This window comes from Streptomyces sp. HUAS MS02 (assembly GCF_055702265.1).
Window position 1 is genome coordinate 8,349,080 of record NZ_CM146747.1, and the last position, 18,306, is coordinate 8,367,385.

The 18,306-nt window shown below is 72.4% G+C and carries 15 protein-coding genes and 1 pseudogene; 4 read left to right on the plus strand and 12 right to left on the minus strand.

Features of this window, described 5'->3' with window-relative positions:
* Positions 1-6: 6 nt before the first annotated feature.
* Positions 7-1,602 (minus strand): alkaline phosphatase D family protein, encoded by a 1,596-nt coding sequence (locus ACZ9QC_RS36100; RefSeq protein WP_472916923.1) that lies wholly within the window; start codon positions 1,600-1,602, stop codon positions 7-9.
* Positions 1,603-1,967: 365 nt separating this feature from the next.
* Positions 1,968-3,425 carry a MocR-like pyridoxine biosynthesis transcription factor PdxR gene (gene pdxR, locus ACZ9QC_RS36105; protein WP_472916924.1) on the minus strand — a complete coding sequence of 486 codons (1,458 nt, stop codon included), beginning with the start codon at positions 3,423-3,425 and terminating at the stop codon, positions 1,968-1,970.
* A gap of 47 nt (positions 3,426-3,472) precedes the next feature.
* Between pdxR and ACZ9QC_RS36110 the strand changes: the two are divergent.
* Positions 3,473-4,294: pseudogene (locus tag ACZ9QC_RS36110) on the plus strand (DMT family transporter); the annotation flags it as partial.
* A 111-nt stretch (positions 4,295-4,405) separates the two neighbouring features.
* Here ACZ9QC_RS36110 and ACZ9QC_RS36115 read toward each other — a convergent pair.
* A complete protein-coding gene (locus ACZ9QC_RS36115) occupies positions 4,406-5,239 on the minus strand; it encodes an alpha/beta fold hydrolase (RefSeq protein ID WP_472916925.1) in 834 nt (277 codons plus the stop codon).
* Positions 5,240-5,399: 160 nt separating this feature from the next.
* Here ACZ9QC_RS36115 and sigJ point away from each other — a divergent pair, with 160 nt between their 5' ends.
* Positions 5,400-6,290: an RNA polymerase sigma factor SigJ gene (sigJ, locus tag ACZ9QC_RS36120; protein ID WP_472916926.1), complete on the plus strand. Its 891-nt coding sequence runs from the start codon at positions 5,400-5,402 to the stop codon at positions 6,288-6,290.
* Between the two features lie 162 nt (positions 6,291-6,452).
* Positions 6,453-7,214, plus strand: coding sequence for a GntR family transcriptional regulator (locus tag ACZ9QC_RS36125; RefSeq protein ID WP_472916927.1), 762 nt, complete (start codon positions 6,453-6,455; stop codon positions 7,212-7,214).
* 87 nt (positions 7,215-7,301) lie between these two features.
* Here ACZ9QC_RS36125 and ACZ9QC_RS36130 read toward each other — a convergent pair whose 3' ends face one another.
* A complete protein-coding gene (locus ACZ9QC_RS36130) occupies positions 7,302-8,459 on the minus strand; it encodes an ROK family transcriptional regulator (RefSeq protein WP_215451192.1) in 1,158 nt (385 codons plus the stop codon).
* A 267-nt stretch (positions 8,460-8,726) separates the two neighbouring features.
* Between ACZ9QC_RS36130 and ACZ9QC_RS36135 the strand changes: the two genes are divergently transcribed.
* Positions 8,727-9,167, plus strand: coding sequence for a hypothetical protein (locus ACZ9QC_RS36135; RefSeq protein WP_472916928.1), 441 nt, complete (start codon positions 8,727-8,729; stop codon positions 9,165-9,167).
* Between the two features lie 12 nt (positions 9,168-9,179).
* On the opposite strand, the gene mug is transcribed toward ACZ9QC_RS36135, so the two are convergent.
* From mug to ACZ9QC_RS36175, 8 genes are all read right to left on the minus strand, one after another.
* Entirely contained in the window at positions 9,180-9,677 is a 498-nt protein-coding gene (gene mug / locus ACZ9QC_RS36140; RefSeq protein WP_472916929.1) for a G/U mismatch-specific DNA glycosylase, read from the minus strand.
* Between the two features lie 44 nt (positions 9,678-9,721).
* Positions 9,722-11,164 carry an adenylosuccinate lyase gene (gene purB, locus ACZ9QC_RS36145; RefSeq protein WP_184896805.1) on the minus strand — a complete coding sequence of 481 codons (1,443 nt, stop codon included), beginning with the start codon at positions 11,162-11,164 and terminating at the stop codon, positions 9,722-9,724.
* A gap of 92 nt (positions 11,165-11,256) precedes the next feature.
* The gene (locus ACZ9QC_RS36150; RefSeq protein WP_472916930.1) at positions 11,257-12,894 is read right to left on the minus strand and encodes an FAD-dependent monooxygenase; all 1,638 of its coding nucleotides are present in this window, start codon (positions 12,892-12,894) and stop codon (positions 11,257-11,259) included.
* A gap of 134 nt (positions 12,895-13,028) precedes the next feature.
* Complete coding sequence (gene staMB / locus ACZ9QC_RS36155; protein ID WP_472916931.1) at positions 13,029-13,871, minus strand: 3'-O-demethyl-staurosporine methyltransferase StaMB; 843 nt, start codon at positions 13,869-13,871, stop codon at positions 13,029-13,031.
* 157 nt (positions 13,872-14,028) lie between these two features.
* Positions 14,029-14,649 carry a dTDP-4-dehydrorhamnose 3,5-epimerase family protein gene (locus ACZ9QC_RS36160; RefSeq protein ID WP_472916932.1) on the minus strand — a complete coding sequence of 207 codons (621 nt, stop codon included), beginning with the start codon at positions 14,647-14,649 and terminating at the stop codon, positions 14,029-14,031.
* 55 nt (positions 14,650-14,704) lie between these two features.
* A complete protein-coding gene (locus ACZ9QC_RS36165; RefSeq protein WP_472916933.1) occupies positions 14,705-15,814 on the minus strand; it encodes a DegT/DnrJ/EryC1/StrS family aminotransferase in 1,110 nt (369 codons plus the stop codon).
* A gap of 70 nt (positions 15,815-15,884) precedes the next feature.
* Positions 15,885-16,871 carry an NAD-dependent epimerase/dehydratase family protein gene (locus ACZ9QC_RS36170; protein WP_472916934.1) on the minus strand — a complete coding sequence of 329 codons (987 nt, stop codon included), beginning with the start codon at positions 16,869-16,871 and terminating at the stop codon, positions 15,885-15,887.
* A gap of 1 nt (position 16,872) precedes the next feature.
* Positions 16,873-18,291, minus strand: coding sequence for an NDP-hexose 2,3-dehydratase family protein (locus tag ACZ9QC_RS36175; RefSeq protein ID WP_472916935.1), 1,419 nt, complete (start codon positions 18,289-18,291; stop codon positions 16,873-16,875).
* Positions 18,292-18,306: the final 15 nt, after the last annotated feature.

Genomic DNA, 18,306 nt, shown 5'->3' on the forward strand with positions numbered 1-18,306 from the left:
CGTCGGTCACTGCCCGACGAGACCCGGCTGGAGCACCTTCGTGTACAGCACGGTCCCGTCCTGCTCCCGCAGCCGGACCGTCAACTCCCCGCTGTGGCCGTCGATGTCGACCTCGCCGAAGAACTGGTAGCCGCCCGCCGGAGAGACGTTCGCCGTCGTCGGTGCCTTGACGAAGACCCGCTCGGGACCGAAGGTGCCGTCCAGCGCGTTCGCCGGGAAGGCACCGGCGTTGAGCGGCCCGGAGACGAACTCCCAGAACGGCTCGAAGTCGGTGAAGGCGGCCCGCGAGGGCTGGTAGTGCTGCGCCGAGGTGTAGTGCACGTCCGCCGTCAGCCACACCGTGCCGGTGATCCGGCGGTGCTTGATGAACCGCAGCAGCTCGGCGATCTGCAGCTCCCGCCCCAGCGGAGCGCCCGGGTCGCCCTGCGCCACGGCCTCGATGTTCGGCTTGCCGTCCCCGGTGTCGGGCACGACCAGACCGAGCGGCATGTCGGAGGCGATCACCTTCCACACCGCGCGCGACCGTGACAGCTCCCGCTTGAGCCACTCCAACTGCTCGACGCCGAGAATGCCCACCGGGTCGGTGGTCTGCGTACCGGGCGAGTTGGCTTCTCGGAACGTCCGCATGTCCAGCACGAACACGTCCAGCAGGGGACCGTGGCGCACCACCCGGTGCACACGGCCCTCCCGGGAGCCCGGCCGCAGCGTGGAGATCGGGAAGTACTCGCCGAACGCCCGCCGCGCCCGCGCCGCCAGCACGTCCACGCTCTTCTCGGTGTAGCGGCCGTCGGTGAGGATCTCGCCCGGGTACCAGTTGTTGGTGACCTCGTGGTCGTCCCACTGCACGATCGCCGGGACCTGGGCGTTGAACCGCTTGAGGTTCTCGTCCAGCAGGTTGTAGCGGAAGTTGCCCCGGAACTCGGCGAGGGTCTCGGCGACCTTCGACTTCTCCTCGGTGGTGATGTTCCGCCAGGTGCCGCCGCCGGGCAGGGCCGCCGTCGCCGCGATCGGGCCGTCCGCGTAGATGGTGTCACCGCTGAACAGGAAGAAGTCCGGGTCCAGCGCGCCCATCGCGTCGAAGATCCGGTAGCCGCCCCGGTCGGGGTTGATGCCCCAGCCCTGCCCGGCCAGGTCGCCCGACCACACGAACCGCGCCCCGGAGCGGCGTTTCAGGGACGGCGTACGGAACGTCCCGGTGACCGGTTCCCCGGTGCGGCGCGGGTCGTCGGGGTCGGCGAGCAGCACCCGGTAGTGGATCTGCTCGCCCGAGGGCAGCCCGCGCAGCCGCGTCGTACCGGTGAAGTCCGTGCCGGTGTCCAGCAGCGGGCCGTGCCATCTGCGCGGGTTGCGGAACGACTCGGTGGCGGACGTCTCGACGATCATCCGCGCCGGACGGTCCGACCGCACCCACACCAGCCCGGAGTGCGCGGTCACGTCCCCGGCCTGCACACCCCAGCCGGCCCTGGGCCGCCCGGAGAGGGCCAGCGCGGGGGCCGCGCCGAGCGCGACGGAACCGGGCAGCGCCAGCGCCGCCGACGCGGCGAACGTGCCGCGCAGCACGCTGCGGCGACCGGGCAGGGAACTCGGCGGACGGTGTGACATGAATGCGCCTCCAGCGACGGATCCGGCCAATGTGCACAGCCACAACTACGCGTACGCCGCAGCGCACACGGAAACGACAAGTGAACAACTGCGCGGGGTACGGGGGAAGCCGACACCGCGTGCCGCTCGGGGGTACCTGCGCGTCGGGCAGGTGCGGCTCCGGTGGGGGCTGGTCGCGCAGTTCCCCGCGTCCCTGAAAAAGCGGGGCTGCGCCCCTGCGTTTTCAGCCCGAAGGGGCCGTAGGCCCTTCAGGGGCGCGGGGAACTGCGCGAGAAGCCCCCACCGGGCGGAAGTCTGGGGGTCGAAGGGGCGCAGCCCCTGGGAACGGGAAGGGTAGGGGCGGCGGGGGCGAAAAACCGGCGGACTCACCCCACCGCGGCCGCCAACAACCGCACCCCCTCCCGAATCCGCCCGGGAGACAAATGCGCGTACCCCAGAACCAACCGCACCCGCCCGTCCACCGCCCGCCCCTCCGCCCCCCGCCCGTACTCCACCACACCCCGCACCCCGACCCCACCCGCCCGAGCCCGCTCCAGAAACCCCTCGACCGCCCCGTACCGGTCCGGCAGCGTCACGATGACATGCAGCCCGGCGGCGATCCCGGACACCTCCGCCCCCGCAAAGTGCTCGGCGAGCGCCGCCACCAGCACGTCCCGCCGCTCCCGGTACGCCCGCTGACACCGCCGCAGCTGCCGGTCGTAATCCCCCCGCTCCACGAACCGCGCGAACAGCGCCTGGTCGATGGTGGGATGCCCGAGATCCATGGTCCGCTTGCGCTCGACGACCTCCTCCGCCAGCCACGCCGGCACGAGCAGCCAGCCGAGCCGCAGCCCCGGCGCGAGGGACTTGCTGACGGACCCCGTGTAGGCGACCCGCTCGGGGTCGAGGCCCTGCAGCGCCCCCACGGGGGCGCGGTCGTAGCGGAAGTCCCCGTCGTAGTCGTCCTCGACGATCAGCCCGTCCATCGCCCGCGCCCAGTCGAGCAGTTCGCCCCGCCGCCGCGCGGAGTACGCGATGCCGGTCGGGAACTGGTGCGCCGGCGTCGTCACCACCGCCCGCACCCCGGCCTCCCGCAACGGCCCGACCGCGAGCCCCTCGTCGTCCAGCGGCAGCGGCACGGTGGCGAGCCCGCTGGCCGCGTACAGCGTCCCGTGCTCCGGGCTCCCGGGGTCCTCGACACCGACGACGCGTGTCCCGCGCGCGTGGAGCACGGCTCCGAGCAGCGTGGTGGCCTGAGCCACCCCGGAGACGACGACGATCCGCTCCGGGTCGGCGACCACGCCCCGCCGCCGGGCGAGCAGTTCGGCGAGCGCGACGCGCAGCCGGGGCAGCCCGCGCGGATCCGGGTAGCCCAGCTCGTGGTGCGGCAGCTCCGCGAGGACCCCACGCTGGGCCGCCGCCCACGCGGCCCGGGGGAACAGCGACAGGTCGGGCGTCCCGGGCACGAAGTCGGCGCGGGCGCCCGGCGGACGCGGAGCGAGGTCCCGCGCGCGTGGCGGCGCCGTCGTGCGCACGGCGGCGCCCACCCAGGTCCCGGCGCCCCGGCCGCTGCGCAGGTACCCCTCCGCGACCAGTTGCTCGTACGCCTCCGTCACCAGTCCGCGCGAGACGCCGAGGTCGGCGGCCAGTTCCCGGCTCGCCGGCAGCCGCGTCCCCCGCGCGAGGCGCCCCGACCGGATCGCCTCCCTCAGCGCCGCCTGCAACGTGCGTCCACGCGCGCGTGCGGGCGCGTCCGCGACGGGCAGCAGCAACTCCCAGGCGGCGGCCCAGGGGGCGGCCCCGGAGAGCGCGCCACGGTCGGAATTGGTCCCCGATGACGTCATGGAAGTGGACCTTAAACCGGACCGCCCGGCTCCCTAGCGTCACGACGATGAAGCCCACGCCCACCGCCCCGCCCACCACCCGGCCCCCTTCCGCGATCACCGGGTCCCTCCTCGCCGCCCTCGCCTGCGTGCTCGTCGGCAGTTCCTTCACCGCCAACAGCGTCCTGGGCGACTACCCGTACGCGGGCGGCCAGTTCCTCCGCTACGGCCTCGCCTGTCTCCTGCTGCTCCCGCTGCTGGGCCGGGGCGGCACGGCACCCCTGCGCCGGCTCACCGCACAGCAGTGGGCACGGCTGGGGCTGCTCGCGGCGGTCGGCATGGTCGGCTTCAACATCGCCGTGCTCGCGGCCGAACGCTCGGCGGAACCGGCGGTACCGGGGGTCTTCGTGGGCTGCGCCCCGGTGGCCGTGGCGATCCTCGTCCCGCTGTCGGAGGGCCGCCGCCCCCGGCGGACGGTCCTGCACGGGGCGCTGCTGGTGGCGGCCGGCGCGTTCGCCGTCCAGGGCTGGGGCCGTACGGACGGAGTCGGCATCGCCTTCTCGGTGTGCGCGCTGGCGGGCGAGATCGGCTTCGCGGTGCTGGCCGTGCCCGTGCTGCGGCCGCTGGGCCCACGGCTGCTGTCGGCGACCGTGTGCGCGGTGGCCGCGATCGAGTCGGCCGCCGTCGGCCTGGCCGTCGACGGCGGCGCGTGGCTGGAGCGCCCGGACGGCACGGAGGCCGCCGCGCTGCTGTGGCAGGCGGCGGTCGTCACGGTCGTCGGGTTCGTGTGCTGGTACATGGGAGTGCAGCGCATCGGTGCCGAGCGCGCCACCCTCTTCTCCGGACTCATTCCGGTGGCCGCCGCCTGCACGGCTCCCCTCGTCGGCACGGGCTCCTACGGCGCCGCGCAGGCCGTCGGCAGCGTGCTGGTGGGAGCCGGTGTCGCCCTGGGCTCCGGGGCGTCGGCCCGCCGCTCGGCTCCGGGCCGACGGCCGGCCCGGTCAGCGGCTGCCGTCGAGGATGACGCGGGCGACCAGGGCGGGGTCGTCGTTCATCGGGCAGTGGCCGCAACCGGGCAGCCGCACCAGCCGGGCGCCGGGGATGACCCGCTTGGCGCGGACACCCTGGCGGCGGACGAGCAGCCAGTCCCGGGTGCCCCAGGCCACGGTGACGGGCAGACCGGGGACGTCGTCGGTGAACAGGACGCTGCCACCGGCCCGGAGTGTCTCGTCGAACCCGGTGGCCCCCGCCAGGGCGAGCGTCTCGGCGACCACCGCCTCGGGTGAACGGCGGCCCGGGCGGGCGTAGATGGTGCTCGTCAGGGCGGTGCGGCCGGCCGCCGACCGGGACAGCCGCTCGACCAGCGGGAGCGGCAGGCGCCGTGAGATGTGCCGCATGGTGAGCAGCACGCCGAACGCGTAACGTCGCTCGGCCTCGTTCCAGAACCCGGCCGGGGACAGCGCCGTGACGGACCGTACGAGCTTCTCGCGGCCCAGTTCCAGGGCGAGCAGGCCGCCCAGGGAGTTGCCCGCCACATGGGGCCGGTCGAGTTCCAGCGCCTCGCAGAAGGCGCCGAAGACGGCGGTCGTCGTGGGCAGGTCGTAGGTGAGACCGTCCGGCAGCGCGGGTGAGGCGCCGAAGCCGGGCAGGTCGACGGTGATGACCTCGCGCTCGGCCGCCAGGATGTGCGTCACCGGGTCCCAGGCCTGCCGGTGGTGGCCGATGCCGTGCAGCAGGAGCAGCGGTTCTCCGGTGCCCTCGCGGGTGTAGGAGACCGTCACGGACCGCGGACCGAGCGGGGAGGGGACCTGGAAGGAGACCGTGGCGGCGGACATGGTGCAGCTCCTCGTGTGGGCGGACGGACGGGCCGGCGTGCGGCGGTCGTAGACAGCTTGTCAGCAACTGCTACCGGCGGGTAGCCCCCAGGAGCAACGAGCCGCGCGCTTCGGGGGGAACGCCTGGACACGGCCGCGCCCCTCGGGTTGGGATGGAACGGTGACCACCGACATCGCGATCGACGTCTTCGAAGAGCACCGTTCCGTCCTGATGGGAGTCGCCTACCGGATGCTCGGCCGGGTCGCCGACGCCGAGGACGTGGTCCAGGAGGCCTGGTTGCGCTGGTCCGGCGCCGACCGCTCCGACGTGTGCGAACCGCGTGGCTACCTGGTTCGGATCACCACCCGGCTCGCCATCGACCGGCTGCGCCAGGTGCAGTCGCGCAACGAGGCCTACCCCGGCCCCTGGCTCCCGGAGCCCTACGTCACCGACTACGCGGCCACCGTCCCGGACACCGCCGAGCGGGCCGTCCTCGCCGACACCGTCTCCCTCGCGCTCCTGGTCGTCCTGGAGTCCCTCTCGCCCCTGGAGCGCGCCGTGTTCGTGCTCCGGGAGGCCTTCGGCTACCCGTACGCCGACATCGCGGCCATGATCGACCGCGCCGAGCCGGCCGTGCGCCAGCTCGCCGGGCGGGCCCGCCGACACGTCGACGAGCGGCGCCCCCGCTACGAGGTCGACCCCGGCGAACGGCGCGCGCTGACGGAGAAGTTCCTCGCCGCCGCGGAGAGCGGCGACCTCGACGGACTCATGGCGCTGCTGGCCCCCGACGTCCGCCTGGTGGGCGACGGCGGCGGCATCGGCAAGGCCCCGGTGCGGGTCCTCGAAACCGCCGACAGGGTGGGCCGGTTCGTGCACGGCGCGGCCGGCAAGGGGCCGCTGGACGTCTCGTTGCGGTTCATGGAGATCAACGGTGCTTTCGCCGTGGTCCTGGTCTCCGGCGGCGAGGTCGACAGCGTCTTCCAACTCGACGTCGCCGACGGGCTCGTCCAGTGCGTCTACATCGTGCGCAACCCGCAGAAGCTGCTCTCCGTGGCGGCCGTGAAGCCTTGATGAACGCTGTCGGGCGTCCGGCCTGTCGGATGCCCGAGGGTTCGAGGATTGGTCTTGACCAAGGGTGGGGGCACGCCTATGGTCGCAAGAAAGTGCAACAACCTTTAATAAACAAGGGCGCTAAAAACGCCGCCGGGCCACGGCGAAGCAGCGGAGGACAGGGTGGGGACCCAGCAGCTGGAATCGGTGCCGGAACCGAAGTACTGGCATCTGAAGACCGTGCTCAGTGAGGCATTGGACTCCGAGTTCTCGGTGGGAGAGATCCTGCCCAACGAGCGTGACCTCGCGGCCCGCTTCGGCGTCGCCCGGGCCACCCTCCGCCAAGCGTTGGAGCAGCTCGAACTGGAGGGCCGGCTGCAGCGCCGCCGTGGCGTCGGCACCACCGTCGCGCCCCCGCGCGTGGGTGTCGCCGTCGGCACCGAGGAGCACGCGTGGCCCGGCACCGTCGGCGACGCCTGGCAGGCCGTGGACTGCGCGGCCTCCGCACCGCCCGCCGCGGTCGCCGACATCCTGGAGAGCGTCCACGGCGAGCAGGTGCATGTCGTACGCCGCTCCCGCGTGTCGCACGGTCAGCCCGTCGCCGCCGAACTGCTCTACGTCCCGGCGGACTCGGTACCCGCCCTCTCCGCCATAGACGCGCCCTCCGGTGCCGCACGCGCGCGTGCCGTCCTGCGCGAGCTGCAGCGCCTGGAGCTGGAGGGACAGGAGCGCTCGGTGGAGCTGGGCTCCGCCCGTGCGGACGACGCCAAGGAACTCGACCGGCTGCCGGGCGCGCCCGTCCTGGTCGTCACCACCCGCTTCTTCGCCGAGGGGCGCACGGCGGCCGTCTCCCTGGCCACCTACCGTGCTGACACGTGCCGACTGACGTTCGGAGCCTCGGGCGGCGTCGAGATCCACCACGGGCCGGAGAGCCGCGCGTCCTGACGGCGCCGACAGCGTTGTCTCCCGCCGCTCCATGACAGACGCCGCGCCCCCGCTCGCGGGGCGCGGCGTACTCGCGGCCGGCGTGGTTCAGCGCCGGGCCGTCACCGTGCCCTCCACCGCGAAGAGCTGTTCCTCGACGTGGTCGAGGGCGAGCCGGAGCGCGCCCATGGCGACGGCCGCCTCGCCCAGCCGGGAGAGGGCGACCCGGGGCGGCCGCAGACAGTAGCGGGCCAGCTCACGGTGCAGGGGGTCGAGGACGTCGTCGATGCCGGCCGCCCAGCCGCCGACGACGACCAGCTCGGGATCCAGGGCGAGGACCAGGGCCGTCACGTCGTGCACGAGCCGCTGTATGAAGCGGTCGACGGCCTCACGGGCCCGCGGGTCGCCCTCGCGCGCGTGCTTGAAGACCTCGGCGACCGCCTGCTCGTCCAGCGGGTGCAGGGGCTCGCCCGTGGTCGACAGCAGCGCCTCGGGGGTTGCCTCCCGGCCCAGCAGGTGCAGCGCGCCGATCTCCCCGGCCGCGCCGCCGTACCCCCGGTGCAGCCGCCCGCCGATCAGCGAACCGGCGCCCGGGCTCAGCCCCGCCAGCACGAACACCACGTCGTCGGACTCGGTGGCGGCGCCCTTCCAGTGCTCGGCGACGGCTGCCGCGTTGGCGTCGTTCTCGACCAGCACGGAGCACTTGAAGGAACGGCTCAGCCGCTCGCCCAGGTTCAGTCCCGTCCACTCCGGCAGGGCCGCGCACAGGCGTACGGCGCCGTCGGCCTCGATGACCCCCGGGCTGCCCACGCCGACCGCGCGCAGCGAACCGCGTGACACACCTGACCTGCGCAGCAGCTCGGCGACGGTCGAGCGCAGCCGCTCCAGCCGGTCGTCCGCCGACGCGGACTCGGAGACCTCCTTGGACAGCGAGCCCAGGACCCGCCCGTCGAGGTCGGCGAGCAGCGCGGCCACCCGGTGCGAGCCCACGTCCAGGCCCAGCAGATGGCCGGCCTCGGCCCGGAACCGGTAGCGCCGCGCCGGGCGGCCCTGCCGCCGGGCAGCCCCCTCCTCGGCGGCCCGCTCGACCACCAGCCCGGCCTCGACCAACCCCTCCACGACGCCCTCGACCGTGGGCCGGGACAGCCCGGTGACCCTGGTGATCTCGGTCAGCGTCGCGTGATCCGTGGCCCGCAGCGCGTGCAGCACCACGGCCGAGTTGATTCTTCGAAGCAGAGAAGGATCCCCGCCGGTCAGTGGCCCCAACGCCCGTCCTCCCAGCTCGCGCCCGTGTCTGCCGGATCGTACTCGCCACGACGCACCCGGGCGAGTGCCCGCCGCCTCCGACCTGCGGGATCCCTGACGACCCCCGCACGAGGGCCCGGGCCGGCCACCTGCCACCTGCCACCTGACGCCGGAGCCCGGTCGCGGGACTCCGGTCGCGGGACTCCGGTCGGGACCTCGGTCGCGGGACCCCGGCACCGACTCCTGACGCCGTGCCAATTGTCAGTGGTGACCGCTTTACTGGACCGCATGAGCAGCCTCACCCACCACCTCGCCGTGATCGACCGGCTGTGCTCCGAGGAGTTCCCCGCGGAGCCCGGCCGGTCGGACGTCGGCACGGCCGGACCGGGGTACCACGTCGCCGAGTTACGGACGAGCGCCGACTTCTGGGAGGACGACGGCTCACGGCGCGAGGAGACCGAGGAACAGTACGAGGCGGAGCGGGACGCCCTCTCGGAGCTGCTCACCGCACGCTGGGGCGCCCCGGCGGTGTTCAGCCTGTGGAGCGTCCTCGACCGGTCGATGGAGGGCGAGGACATACCCGAGCCATGGGCTGTGCTCAGCTCGCACGTCCCCGACCTGCACCTCTGGCAGGTCGACGGACGCTGGGTCGCCCTCGGCGTCTCCCAGTGGGACAAGGAACTGCCGTTCCAACTCGTCGCACTGATAACGGAGACGGACCCGCCGTGACCGCCCGGCCGGTCAGTCCTCCGCCGCCACCCGCAGCCGGGCGAACTCCTCCGCCATCGTCGCCGCCGTCCAATGGGCGTTCAGGCCGCTCGGGTTGGGCAGCACCCACACACGTGAGGCCCCGATCGTCCTTTCCTGCGGTCCGACGCCGGCCTTGCGGTCGCCGAAGGCGGCGCGGTACGCGGTCACACCGACCACCGCGAGCCAACGCGGGCGCAGCCGCTCCACCTTGGCGGTCAGCAGTCGGCCGCCCTCCAGGTACTCGTCGGCGGTCAGCTCGTCGGCCCGTGCCGTGGCCCGGGCGACGACGTTGGTGATGCCGAGCCCGTACGACGGCAGCTCGCCCTGTTCGGACGGCTTGAGAAGCCGTGGCGTGAAGCCGGACAGGTGCAGCACCGGCCAGAAGCGGTTGCCGGGGCGGGCGAAGTGGTGGCCCGAGGCCGCCGTCATCAGCCCCGGGTTGATGCCGCAGAAAAGGACCCGGAGGCCGTCCGCGAGGACGTCCGGCACCAGCCGGTCGCGGGCGGCCTCCAGCTCGGCCTGGGTGTAGCGGGTCAGAGGATCGCTCCCGGCGTGTAGCCGGCGGCCTCCGGGCGCTGCTTGACGATCTCCTCGATCCGGCCGACGACGACGGCGACCTGGTCGGCGGCGGCGCCCGTGAAGGAGAGCTTGTCGGCCATGAGCGCGTCCAGCTGGGCCCGGTCCAGCGGGATGCGGTCGTCGGCGGCGAGCTTGTCGAGCAGTTCGTTGCGCTCGGCGCCCTGCTCGCGCATGGCCAGCGCGGAGGCGACGGCGTTCTCCTTGATGGCCTCGTGCGCGACCTCGCGGCCGACGCCCGCCCGGACGGCGCCCATCAGCACCTTGGTCGTGGCGAGGAAGGGGAGGTAGCGGTCCAGCTCGCGCGCGACGACCGCCGGGAACGCGCCGAACTCGTCGAGGACGGTCAGGAAGGTCTCCAGCAGACCGTCCAGCGCGAAGAAGGCGTCCGGCAGCGCGACCCGGCGCACCACGGAGCAGGACACGTCGCCCTCGTTCCACTGGTCGCCGGCCAGCTCACCGGTCATCGAGGCGTAGCCGCGCAGGATGACCATGAGGCCGTTGACGCGCTCGCAGGAGCGGGTGTTCATCTTGTGCGGCATGGCGGACGAGCCGACCTGGCCGGGCTTGAAGCCCTCGGTGACCAGCTCGTGCCCGGCCATCAGCCGGATCGTCTTGGCCAGCGAGGAGGGGGCCGCCGCCAGCTGCACCAGCGCGGTCACCACGTCGTAGTCCAGCGAGCGCGGGTAGACCTGGCCGACCGAGGTGAACGCCTGCGCGAAACCGAGGTGCCCGGCGATCCGGTCCTCCAGCTCCGCCAGCTTCGCGGCGTCCCCGCCCAGCAGGTCGAGCATGTCCTGGGCCGTGCCCACCGGGCCCTTGATGCCGCGCAGCGGGTACCGGCCGAGCAGCTCCTCGACCCGGCCGTACGCCACGAGCAGTTCGTCGGCGGCGGTCGCGAACCGCTTGCCGAGGGTGGTGGCCTGCGCGGCCACGTTGTGCGAGCGGCCGGCCATGACCAGCTCGCCGTACTCCCCGGCCAGCTTGCCGAGGCGCGCCAGCACGGCCACGGTACGGTCGCGGACCAGCTCCAGGGAGAGCCTGATCTGCAGCTGCTCGACGTTCTCCGTGAGGTCCCGGGAGGTCATGCCCTTGTGCACGTGCTCGTGCCCGGCGAGGTCGTTGAACTCCTCGATCCGCGCCTTCACGTCGTGCCGCGTGACCTTCTCGCGCTCGGCGATGGAGGCCAGGTCGACGGTGTCGAGGACCCGCTCGTAGTCGGCGAGCGCCTCGTCCGGCACCTCGATGCCGAGGTCCTTCTGGGCCCGCAGCACGGCCAGCCAGAGCTGCCGCTCCAGCCTCACCTTCTGCTCGGGCGACCAGAGCGTGGCGAGCTCGGCGGAGGCGTAGCGTCCGGCGAGGACGTTCGGGATGCGGGGCTTGGCTGGCGCAGAAGTCACGTGTACGGAGTTTACCGGGCGTCCCTACAGGGTCCGCACCGCGCACGGACTGTAGGAACATACAGGTCAGAGGCGGGAAGTCCGCGTGGGCCTCAGCCCCGCGGCTCACGGGGCGCGGCCTCACCCCGCACCGTGTCGACCAGGGCCGTGGGGTCGCCGGGCAGGTCGTCGCCACGCCAGGCGACGTGACCGTCGGGGCGGACCAGGACGAAGGAGCGTGCGTACAGCTTGGCGATCTCCGTGTCGTGTCCCTGGTGCACGGTCAGGGGTACGCCCTGCTCGGTGAACGCGCGCTCGATCGCCGGGAGGCCGTCGTGGTCCGCGAAGCGGAGCAGGACGAAGCCATGGCCGAAGAGGTCGAGCGTGGAGGTCGTGGAGTCCCACCAGGCGTGCGCTGCGCGGTACCCGGGCTCGCTGCCGGGCCGCCAATCGGCGTCCGGCTGCCCCTGGCGGATCGGTACGTCGGGGTCGTCGATGATCGCCGGGGAGCGGTAGCGCAGTCCGAAGTGGATCTGCGGGGCGTCGAACTCCCGCCGCGCACCGCTGTTCTCCAGTCGCCTCGCCATCACGGCGCGGGCCCGCTCGCCCTCGGGTCCGTCGAGGTGGATCTCCGGCGGGACCTCCCGATTCATGGTGCGCCGCAGATTGTCGTGGGCCTCGTTCAGGCTCTCCTCGGCGATCGGTCGACGCTCGCTGTCGTAGGTGTCGAGGAGGTGCCGTCCCGCCCAGCCGTCCAGGGTGGCGGCGAGCTTCCAGCCGAGATCGGCGGCGTCGCCGATGCCGGTGTTGAGTCCGAAGCCGCCGGAGGGCGACAGGGTGTGCGCGGCGTCGCCGGCGAGGAAGACCCGTCCGGCCCGGTAGCGGTCGGCGACACGGTGGGTGAGATGCCATTCGCTGTCGCCGAGCAGTTCCACCGGGGTGTCGAGGGCCAGGGCGTCCCTGATCAGGGCCAGGGCGTCGGGTCGGGCGCCGGTGTCGTCGTCGGAGCCCACCACCAGGTTGTACAGGTCGCTGCCGTTCAGCGAGCGCAGGGGGAAGCGCAGCGTGGACGACAGCATCAGGAAGTAGACCAGGGCGGCCCGCTCACCCAGGCGGTCCTTGAGTTCGGGGGCGCGGAAGAGGACGTTGCGGAAGACCTGCGTACGGTGGCGGGCCGGTGCCTCGATGCCGCAGGCCCGGCGGATGGGCGAGGAGGCGCCGTCACAAGCGACCAGGAAGCGCGCCCGGACGGTGCCGGTGGTGCCGGTGGTGTGGTCGGTGAGGGTGGCCTCGACGTGGTCGTCGGTCTGGTGCACGCCGTCGACGGTCGTACTGAGTCGCAGGGGGCCGTCCGGGTGGACGCCCACGGCCTCGATCAGCACCGGGTTGAGCCAGTGGGCGGGGCAGATCTGATCGGGCTCGGGGGTATGGACGAAGGCCGGGCGGTTCGCGGCCGTGCCCCGCCGGTAGCGGTGGATCTCGTGGCCGCCGACCTTGGTCACCCAGGCGATGTCCAAGGGATGGTCGGCGGGCCAGCCGGCGTTCCGTATCGCGTCCGCGGCGCCCCAGCGGCGGAAGAGTTCCATCGAGCGGGGGCCGATGGTGCTGACCTTGGGGTGCCGGACCTTGCCGTCACCGGCGTCGACGACCAGACATTCGATGCCCCGGTACGTCAGATCCAGCGCCAGAGCCATCCCGACCGGGCCGCCGCCCACGATCAGCACATCGGTCCGCTCACCGGAATGCGTCATCTCGTTCCTGCCTCTCCTTGTGGGTCCGTGTCGCGGACGCGTGGGCTCGCGGCCCGGGGGATGCGTGGGCTCGTGGCCCGGGGGACGGGCGCCGGGAGGGCAGGTGCCCCTGGGCCTCCCGGCGATTCAGCGGGTCAGGGGCGCTCGGCGGTGACCAGGAGGCAGCCGAAGTCGTCGACGCCCGCCAGGTCGGAGGGCTTGAAGGAGTCGTCGCCGAAGTCGAAGTTGCCCTCGTCCATGGCCACGGGGCGCTCCTCGACGGCCGCGAGCCTGCCGATCTCGTCGGCGAGGCGCAGCGTGGTCTGCTCGGTGACGTCGACGATCTCGCGCAGCCGCAGCCCGGAGCGGTGCAGCAGCGCCACGTAGTCGTCGATGTCCGCCGTGGTCGACATCAGGTCGCGGCAGAACTTGTCGATGCCGGGGTGTCGTACCGCCTTGCGCGGGTGGCGTTCGAAGATGTCGGTGAGAACGATCCGGCCCCCGGGGCGCAGCACCCGGCACACCTCGGTGAACACCTGCTGCCGGTCGGGCATGTGGCAGATCGACTCCAGCGCCATCACGGCGTCGAACGAGGCGTCGGCGAAGGGCAGTTTCATCGCGTCGCCATGCTGGAACACGGCACGGTCGGCCACCCCGGCCTCGGCGGCCAGCCGGTTGGCGGTCCTGATCTGCTCCTCGCTGATGCTGATGCCGGTGACCCGCGCCCCGGTGCGCGCCACGACCCTGAGGCCGGGCCCGCCCACCCCGCAGCCGAGGTCGAGGACGTGGGAGGTGGCGTACGCGTTCAGCCGTTCGATGAACACATCGGTGAGCCGGTCCATCGCCTCCTCGATGGTGGCCTCGGAGCCCGGGGTGTCCCAGAAGCCGATGTGCACATTGGGGTTGAACGAGCCGTCGTTCATCGCGCTCAGCGTCAGCCGGTCGTACAGCTCACCGACGGCTTCCGGCACGGGCAGGGTCTGGTTGGAGTCGGTCATGGGAACGGCCTTTCGGATCGATCGACAGTGAGGAAGAGACAGTCGTCAGGAAGGGACAGTCGTCAGGAAGGGACAGTCGCCGGGAAGGGGCGGTCGCCGGGGGTGGTCAGGGGCGATGCGGAGCGGCGGCCACGCCATGCGCTTCGGCGGTGCGGGGCTACGCCACGGGCCTAGCCCGGGGGACGAGTCCCCGCTCGATCTCCTGGCAGCGGGCGTAGTCCGGCAGCAGGCCCTTCTCCTGGGCCTCGGCGAGGGTGACGGCCGCGCGGTCGCGTCCGGAGAGGATCGGTTCGACGTCCGTGGGGATCGGCAGCCCGAGGGCCGGGTCCAGGACGGACAGGGAGAGTTCGTGCTCGGCGACATAGCTCTCGGAGAGCATGTACGACATGACGGTGTCGTCCTCCAGGGCCACGAAGGCATGGCCGACCCCGACGGGAAAATAGCTGGCCCGGTGATCCCGCTGGTCCATCAGCACCGCGTCCCAGCGGCCGAAGGTGGGCGAGCCGACTCTGATGTCGACGACGATGTCTAGCGCCCGGCCCCGGGCGCAGTAGACGTACTTGGCGGTGCCGGGGGGCGCAGCCGTGTAGTGGACGCCGCGCACGACACCACGCCGGGACACGCTGTGGTTGGTCTGCGCCACGGGGAAGAGCGGGGCGCCGTGGGCCTCGGTGAACGCCGCCTCCTGGTACGGCGAGACGAACTTGCCCCTGTCGTCGGGGAAGACGCGGGGGGTGAACTCGACGGCTCCCTCGACGGTGAGCGGGCGTGCTTTCACTTCTTCTCCAGTGACTCGGCGAACGACGTGCTGCGGAAAGAGAGTTGACGGTCAGTCACAACGTGGCGAGCACCTCGCGTACGGCTTGGATGACCTTGTCCTGGAGGTCGGGGGCGAGCGAGGGGTACATCGGCAGCGAGAAGATCTCGCCGGCCAGTGCCTCGGTGACCGGGAGCGAGCCCTTGGCGTAGCCGAGGTGGGCGAAGCCCGTCATCGTGTGGACCGGCCACGGATAGCTGATGTTGAGGTGGACGTCGTGAGCCCTGAGGCGCTCGATGATGGCGTCACGCCGGGGGTGGCGGACGACGTACACGTAGTAGACGTGCTCGTTGCCGGGGACCGTGCGCGGCAGGACGAGGTCGGTGTCGGCGAGCCCGTCGGCGTAGCGTTCGGCGACGGCGCGGCGGCCCTTGACGTAGGTGTCGAGGCGCCGAAGTTTGCGGCGGAGGATCTCGGCGTGGAGTTCGTCCAGGCGGCTGTTGTGGGCGGGGGTCTCCAGGGTGTAGTAGCGCTCGTCCATGCCGTAGTAGCGCAGGCGTCGCAGTCGTGCGGCCACGGACGCGTCGCCGGTGATCGTGGCACCGCCGTCGCCGTACGCGCCGAGGACCTTGGTCGGGTAGAAGGAGAAGGCCGCGGCGTCCCCGGTGGCGCCGGCCATGGTGTCGCCCTGCCGGGCGCCGTGGGCCTGCGCGCAGTCCTCCAGGACGACCAGCCCGTGCCGGACGGCGATCTCCTTCAGCGGCGCCATGTCGACGCACTGGCCGTACAGATGGACCGGGAGCAGACAGCGGGTGCGTTCGGTGACGGCCGCCTCGATCTGGCTCGTGTCCATGAGGAAGTCGTCCTCGCGGACGTCGACGAAGACGGGCGTGGCGCCGGTGGAGTCGATGGCGACGACGGTGGGGGCGGCGGTGTTGGAGACCGTGATCACCTCGTCGCCGGGGCCGACACCGAGGGCCTGGAGACCGAGCTTGATGGCGTTCGTTCCGTTGTCGACACCCACACAGTGGTCCACCCCGTGGTAGGCGGCGAACTCCTCCTCGAAGCCGCGCACACTCGCGCCGAGCACCAACTGGCCCGACTCGAAGACCGTTTCGACGGCGTCGAGGATGTCCGCCCGCTCGGCTCGGTACTCCGCCAGGTAGTCCCATACACGCGTGGTCATCGTTCAGCCTTTCCAGTGCTGCGGCGCACGGTCGTACGCCTGTGGTGAGTAGGGGTCGGGGGTGCTGCCGTCACCGGCTCCCGGTCCGCTCCCGGGCCAGGGCGGTGACGGTGCGGCGCACTGCCTCGGGCAGGGAGATCCGGGGTCGCCACCCGGTGGCCGCGCGGAACGCGGAGGAGTCGAGGGTGACGCTGCGGAAGTCGGTCACGGGGGCGTGCGCGGGTGGTTCGACGGAGACCACGTCGACCGGGGGCCGCCCGAGGACATCGGCCGCGGTGAGGGCGATCAGCCGGAAGACATCGCCGAGCGCGTCGCCCCGGCCGGCGCCGATCAGCCAATGGCCGCCCACGAGCGCGTCCGGATGGTCGAGGGCGGCCGTGAACGCCGCCGCGACATCGTCGACATGGACCAGGTCGCGGCGCACGGTGCCGTCGTGCCACATGGTGAGCGTCTGCCCGTCGAGGGCCTTGCGCGCCATGGCCGACACGACGCCTCGGTCGCCGGTGCCGGACGCCGTGCTCTCGCCGAACACGGTGGGCAGGCGCAGGCCGATGCCCCGTACCCGGCCCTCGGCGGTGGCCTTCAGCAGGAGGTGTTCGGCGGCCAGTTTCTGCCGGTCGTAGGCGGTCTCGGGGCGGTCGGGTTCGCTGCCGTCGAGGGGCTCCCGGGGCGGCACCCCGACCTGCGAGGCGGCACCGGCGTACACCACCAGCGGGGGTGCCGCGTCGCCGGGCGCGGGCCGCAGTACGTCGACGAGGTCCCGCATGACCCCGACGTTGACGTGCTCGGCACCGGGGTCGGACTCGGCGGCCCGCCAGCCGCCCTCACCCAGCAGCAGATGGATCACCGCGTCCGAACCGTGAACCGCCCCGGCCAGCGCGGCCCGGTCGGTGAGATCGGCGGTGACGACATCGGTCTCGGCCGTGCCGGGGGAGTGGACGCAGGGCCGGCGGGAGACGAGCCGGAGCCGGACGGGCCGGGACGCCAGCGCCCGGGTGACGGCCGACCCGACGAAACCCGAGGCACCGAGCACGGTGATCAGCGGTGTGTACCCCATGTCACTGTCCTCCTCGCGGCCGTGCGGCCGTCGCGTTGATGCAGGCCAGCAGCGTGCGGGCCTCGACGTTCAGGTAGTGGCCGTGCCGGGTGAGGGTCCTGAGCTGGCCCGGCGTGGCCCAGGTGTAGCCGGGGGGCGGGGCGAGGGGGACGTCGTCGGCGTCGACCAGCAGATAGCGGCTCCTGGCGTTGAGGAAGCGTCCGCCCTCCTCGGAGTGGACGGCCTCGTAGCGGATGCGCTCGGGGCGGGCGTCGAGGACGGTGTCGAGGAACGGCGGGCGGTGCTCGACGGTGAGATGGGCGTGGTTGCCGGGTGTGCACTGGACGGTCGGAGCCAGCTCGACGGTGTCCAGGAATCCACCCTCGGCCCGGGCGTGGACCAGGACATGGGGTACGCCCTCGATCTCGCGCACCAGGAAGGCGCTGACCCCCAGGCCGACCGGCTCCAGCAACGGCTGGTCCCATGCGACCACTTCGCGGTTGCCGGCCCGCACGGAGACGGCGACGACCTTGAAGTAGCGCCCGTCCTCGTGCTCGATCGCCTCGACACCCTGCTTCCAGCCGCGCACGGAGGCGAGCGGGACGCGCTCCACGCGTATGTCGTGCCGGGAGCGCTCCCCGGTGAACCAGGACAGGAGCTGGGCGTCGGAGAGCAGCGCCCCGGGGGAGGCGTCGGGATACTGCACGCACGACAGCACGGTCCTGGCGTTCATGTTGACCAGGTCGTCCTCGTGCAGCAGTTCGGCGATCTGGCCGAGGGTGAGCCAGCGGAAGTCGTCCAGTTCGGGAACGTCGTCGACGGTCTCGACGATCATGTTGCGATTGGACTTGCGGTAGAACCACGAGCCCTGTTCGGACTGGAGGACATCGACGAGGACTCGGTCGGGGTCCGGTCGGAAGAAGTGGTCGATGAGCTTGACGTCCGTGCCCCGGTGCGCCCGTGTGTAGTTGCTGCGGGTGGCCTGCACGGTCGGGGAGAGCTGGAGCAGATTGGGATTGCCCGGCTCCATCTTGGCCTGCATCAGGAAGTGCAGCACTCCGTCGAACTCCTTGGCGAGAATGCCGAGGATGCCCACTTCGGGCTGGCGGACGACGGGCTGCTGCCACTCCTGGTACGGGCCGTCACCGAAGGGCCCGTCCGACTCGACGACATGCATGCCCTCGACGGTGAAGAACCGTCCGCTGCGGTGCACGAGATTGCCGGTGCCCTCCTCGAACCGCCACTGCCGCAGCTCCGCAAACGGTATCCGCGTCACCTCGAACACATGGGCACGGCGCCGCTCGGCCAGCCAGGCCCGCACCTCCTCGGTCCGCGACCGGGCTCCGCGGGCGGTCGCGGCGGACAGGGCGACACGGTCGGCCGTCGCACGGTCCTCACGCGGGCGTACGCCGGCGGACGGCGGGCCGAGACCAGAAGACATCACAGGTCTCCCCGT

Bases quoted from the DNA above. Each gene is read 5' to 3' on its own strand.
- ACZ9QC_RS36100 (WP_472916923.1), bottom strand. From the start codon at position 1,602: ATGTCACACCGTCCGCCGAGTTCCCTGCCCGGTCGCCGCAGCGTGCTG.
- pdxR (WP_472916924.1), bottom strand. From the start codon at position 3,425: ATGACGTCATCGGGGACCAATTCCGACCGTGGCGCGCTCTCCGGGGCC.
- ACZ9QC_RS36115 (WP_472916925.1), bottom strand. From the start codon at position 5,239: ATGTCCGCCGCCACGGTCTCCTTCCAGGTCCCCTCCCCGCTCGGTCCG.
- ACZ9QC_RS36135 (WP_472916928.1), top strand. From the start codon at position 8,727: ATGAGCAGCCTCACCCACCACCTCGCCGTGATCGACCGGCTGTGCTCC.
- ACZ9QC_RS36150 (WP_472916930.1), bottom strand. From the start codon at position 12,894: ATGACGCATTCCGGTGAGCGGACCGATGTGCTGATCGTGGGCGGCGGC.
- staMB (WP_472916931.1), bottom strand. From the start codon at position 13,871: ATGACCGACTCCAACCAGACCCTGCCCGTGCCGGAAGCCGTCGGTGAG.
- ACZ9QC_RS36165 (WP_472916933.1), bottom strand. From the start codon at position 15,814: ATGACCACGCGTGTATGGGACTACCTGGCGGAGTACCGAGCCGAGCGG.
- ACZ9QC_RS36170 (WP_472916934.1), bottom strand. From the start codon at position 16,871: ATGGGGTACACACCGCTGATCACCGTGCTCGGTGCCTCGGGTTTCGTC.
- ACZ9QC_RS36175 (WP_472916935.1), bottom strand. From the start codon at position 18,291: ATGTCTTCTGGTCTCGGCCCGCCGTCCGCCGGCGTACGCCCGCGTGAG.